The sequence below is a fragment of the Cupriavidus sp. WS genome, from assembly GCF_000395345.1.
In the GTDB taxonomy this organism is placed as follows: Bacteria; Pseudomonadota; Gammaproteobacteria; order Burkholderiales; family Burkholderiaceae; genus Cupriavidus; species Cupriavidus basilensis_B.
On the sequence record NZ_AQPL01000646.1, the window covers coordinates 1 to 3,325 of the forward strand.

The following is a 3,325-nucleotide window of genomic DNA, read 5'->3' on the forward strand; positions in this document are numbered from 1 at the left end:
GGAGGGGGAGAAGGGGGAGGAAGGCGGATCATGAGGCTTCGAGCCGCGCGCCGGTTCGCTATATGATAGTCACCGTGTGCTGGCGCACCCGCGAAGCGGGTCCACTCTGGAAAACAGGTCTGCAAGCCATGAAACCCTCTCAGGCACTTGCCTCCCACCGCGAGGCGATCCGGCGCGTGGTGGAATCCCACCGGGCCAGCAATGCACGCGTCTTTGGTTCGGTCGTCCGCGGCGAAGACGCGGAAGGCAGCGACCTCGATATCCTGGTCGACCCGACACCGGAGACGACACTGTTCGATATCGGCGCCATCAGGCATGAATTGCTTCAACTGCTCGGCGTGCCCGTCGACGTGCTGACGCCGAAGGCGCTGCCCGAGAAATTCCGGGACATCGTGCTCGCCGAAGCGGTGCCGGTATGAGCCGGGACAAGCAACGGCTGGCCGATTATCTGGAGCACGTTCTGCAAGCCATCGACCGGATTGCCCGCTACACGAAGGGGATGGACGAGATGGCGTTCCTTGCGAACGAAATGGCGCAGGACGCGGCAGTCCGCAACATCGAGATCATCGGAGAAGCGAGCCACCACATCGAGGACCACTATCCGGAATTCGCGGCGGCGCATCCTGAGTTGCCGCTGGCCTTCGCCTATCAGATGCGCAATGCGGTGGCGCACGGCTATTTCGCGGTCGATCTGGAAATTGTGTGGAAAACCCTCCAGAACGACCTTCCCGGGCTGCGCCGGCAAGTGGAGATATCGCGCCAGTCTCTTCGCCAAGATATTGGCTGACCGGCTGCTCCTCGCCCACGGCCGCGAGCCGGACCGCGCGACCGCCCGCCCGACACCGCCATATTGCACTTCGGAACACCGCCCGGAACGCGGGAATGAGACAATGGCGCAGCCTTTTTCCGCTCTCATTCCAGCCGCCATGTTCCACCTCCCCACCGACGCCACCCCGCAATCCAAGTCCGCGCAATACCAGGAACTGGTGGCGCAGGCCCGCGCGCTGCTGGCCGACGAGACCGACCGCATCGCCAATGCCGCGAATTTCTCGGCGCTGGTCTACCACGCGCTGCAAGACCTGAACTGGGCGGGCTTCTATTTCCATGACGGCCGGGAACTGGTGGTCGGGCCGTTCCAGGGCAAGCCGGCCTGCGTGCGCATCGCGCTGGGCCGGGGCGTGTGCGGCACCGCCGCGCAGACCCGCGCCACCCAGGTCGTGCCGGACGTGCATGCGTTTGCCGGACATATCGCCTGCGACGCCGCCTCGCAATCGGAAATCGTGGTGCCGCTGGTTGCCGCCGACGGCACGCTGATCGGCGTGTGGGACGTGGACAGCCCGGTCGCGGGCCGCTTCGACGACGAGGACGCCGCCGGCATGGAAGCGCTGTGCCGGGTCTTCGTGGAACTGGGCTGGTCGCGCGCCTGACCTGCCGCCGGTAGCGGCGCTGGCCGCGCCGTCGAACAACAACAAGCACCGATCCGCCAACCATCCGTGACCACCCAAGCCGCCGGCACCCGCCATCCCGTCGCCGCGTTCTATCTGTACTACGTCGCGCTGTACGCGCCGGTCGCCATCACCATCAGCTTCTTCCCGCTGTGGATCCGCGCGCAGGGCCTGGACGACCGGCAGACCGGGCTGGTAATGGCGCTCGGCGCCGCGCTGGCGGTGCTGGTCAATCCGGCGGTAGGCGCCATCGCCGACCAGTACCGCAGCCGCAAGGCCATCCTGCTGGCGCTGGTGGGCGGCTCGGTGCTCAGTGCCGGGCTGCTGTTCAGCGCCGAGGGCTTCGTCGGCGTGCTGCTGGTGTTCCTCGCCACCAAGGCTTTCTCGGCCAGCCTGATTCCGCTGAGCGAATCGATGGCGCTGGCCGGCGTGCCGCGCTACGGCCTCGATTTCGGCCGACTGCGCAGCGCGGGCTCGATGTCGGTGGTGGCGGTGTCGGTGGCGCTGGGCTGGCTGGTGGACCGCGCCGGCACCGAAGTGATCGCGATCGCCTTCCTTGTGACCTATCTCGGGCAGGGCATCCTGGCGCTGATGCTGCCCAATGACGACATCGCCGTGCGCCACACGGTCAAGGGACCGCTGCTGCAGGTGCTGCAAGTGCCCGGCTTTTCGCTGTTCCTCGCCAGCGCGGCGGTCTCGCAGGCCTGCCACGGCTTCTTCTACAGCTACAGCGCGCTGTACTGGAAAAGCGTGGGATTCTCCGCCTCGACCATCGGCTACCTGTGGGCGCTCGGCGTGCTGGCCGAGATCACGGCGTTCACCTGCGGCTCGCTGCTGGCCGCGCGCATCTCGCCGCCGGCGCTGATCGCGCTGGCCTGCGCGGCGGGCGTGCTGCGCTGGTCGCTGACCGGCCTGGCGCAGACCCCCGGCGTGGCCATGCTCGCGCAACTGCTGCAAGGCGCCACGCTCGGCTTCACGCAGCTTGGCGCGGCGCAGTACGTGCGCACGCGCGTGCCCGCGCAGGTGCTCTCCAGCGGCACGGGACTCTACGCCGCCTGCACCGGCCTGCTGACGGCGGCCTGCGTGTTCGCGGGCAGCTTCCTGTTTGCCAGCGTGGGCGGACGGGCGTTCCTGCTTACCGCGGCGATGTGCGCGGTCGGGTTGGCGGCGGCGCTGGTGCTGCGGGCGCGGGAAGCACGCTTGATGGACGTGGCCGGCGCGGGCTGACCGCTTGCGCCTGGGTTTCTGGATTGGGCTAGTCTGTCTGGATTTGCGCTGATTTCGAAGCTTTGGAAGCTTTGGAAGCTTGGATTTGACGTCAACTGCTGAACGTCAAAGTCAACGGCTGAACGTCAACGGCTGAACGTCAAAATCAAAGTCAAAGGCTTTCGCTCCCCCGGAGCGACCTACTTTCTTTTCCCCGAAAAGAAAGTAGGCCAAGAAAGCGGGCTGCCTGGCCGGCAGGGGCAGAAACGTTGGGGTTTCTAGTGTTTCTGGTTTCGTGGTGAGGCCTGTGATTCTGCTGGCATCCTGCCGTTACCGGTTCGGCTGGCCACGATCTGGCTGGCGGTATGGGTTTCGGGGTCGGACCTATGATGGCGAGCGCACTGCTGGTTCGACCATCTGCCGTTACCGACTCGGGCGGCCACGACATAGCACCCTCATGTTTTCGTGGTGGGCGTGGTGGACCCCGCGCGAGTGTGTTGGGTTGCTTTGACCCGGATTACCTCTCAAGTCAAAACCGTTTGGCACTGAGATCGAATGGGGGCCACCGCGCCCACCACGAAACCAGCACCGTCCCTCTGCCGTATGCATTTGCCCCGGTCGCGGCAGCAGCCCGAAGGGCCTGGGCCTATGCCATCATGCAGCGCCACCACGAA

The 3,325-nt window shown here is 66.1% G+C and carries 4 protein-coding genes; all 4 read left to right on the plus strand.

Annotation, left to right across the window (positions count from 1 at the left end; all coding sequences use genetic code 11):
• Positions 1–128: 128 nt before the first annotated feature.
• The 4 genes from K206_RS0136100 to K206_RS0136115 all read left to right on the plus strand — a co-directional run bounded on the left by K206_RS0136100 (position 129) and on the right by K206_RS0136115 (position 2,672).
• Positions 129–419: a nucleotidyltransferase family protein gene (locus K206_RS0136100; protein ID WP_029044455.1), complete on the plus strand. Its 291-nt coding sequence runs from the start codon at positions 129–131 to the stop codon at positions 417–419.
• Positions 416–787: a DUF86 domain-containing protein gene (locus tag K206_RS0136105; RefSeq protein WP_020207092.1), complete on the plus strand. Its 372-nt coding sequence runs from the start codon at positions 416–418 to the stop codon at positions 785–787. Before K206_RS0136100 ends, K206_RS0136105 begins: the two co-directional genes overlap by 4 nt.
• Positions 788–926: 139 nt before the next feature.
• Entirely contained in the window at positions 927–1,427 is a 501-nt protein-coding gene (locus K206_RS0136110; protein ID WP_020207093.1) for a GAF domain-containing protein, read from the plus strand.
• Positions 1,428–1,493: 66 nt separating this feature from the next.
• Positions 1,494–2,672, plus strand: coding sequence for an MFS transporter (locus tag K206_RS0136115; protein ID WP_020207094.1), 1,179 nt, complete (start codon positions 1,494–1,496; stop codon positions 2,670–2,672).
• Positions 2,673–3,325 lie beyond the last annotated feature (653 nt).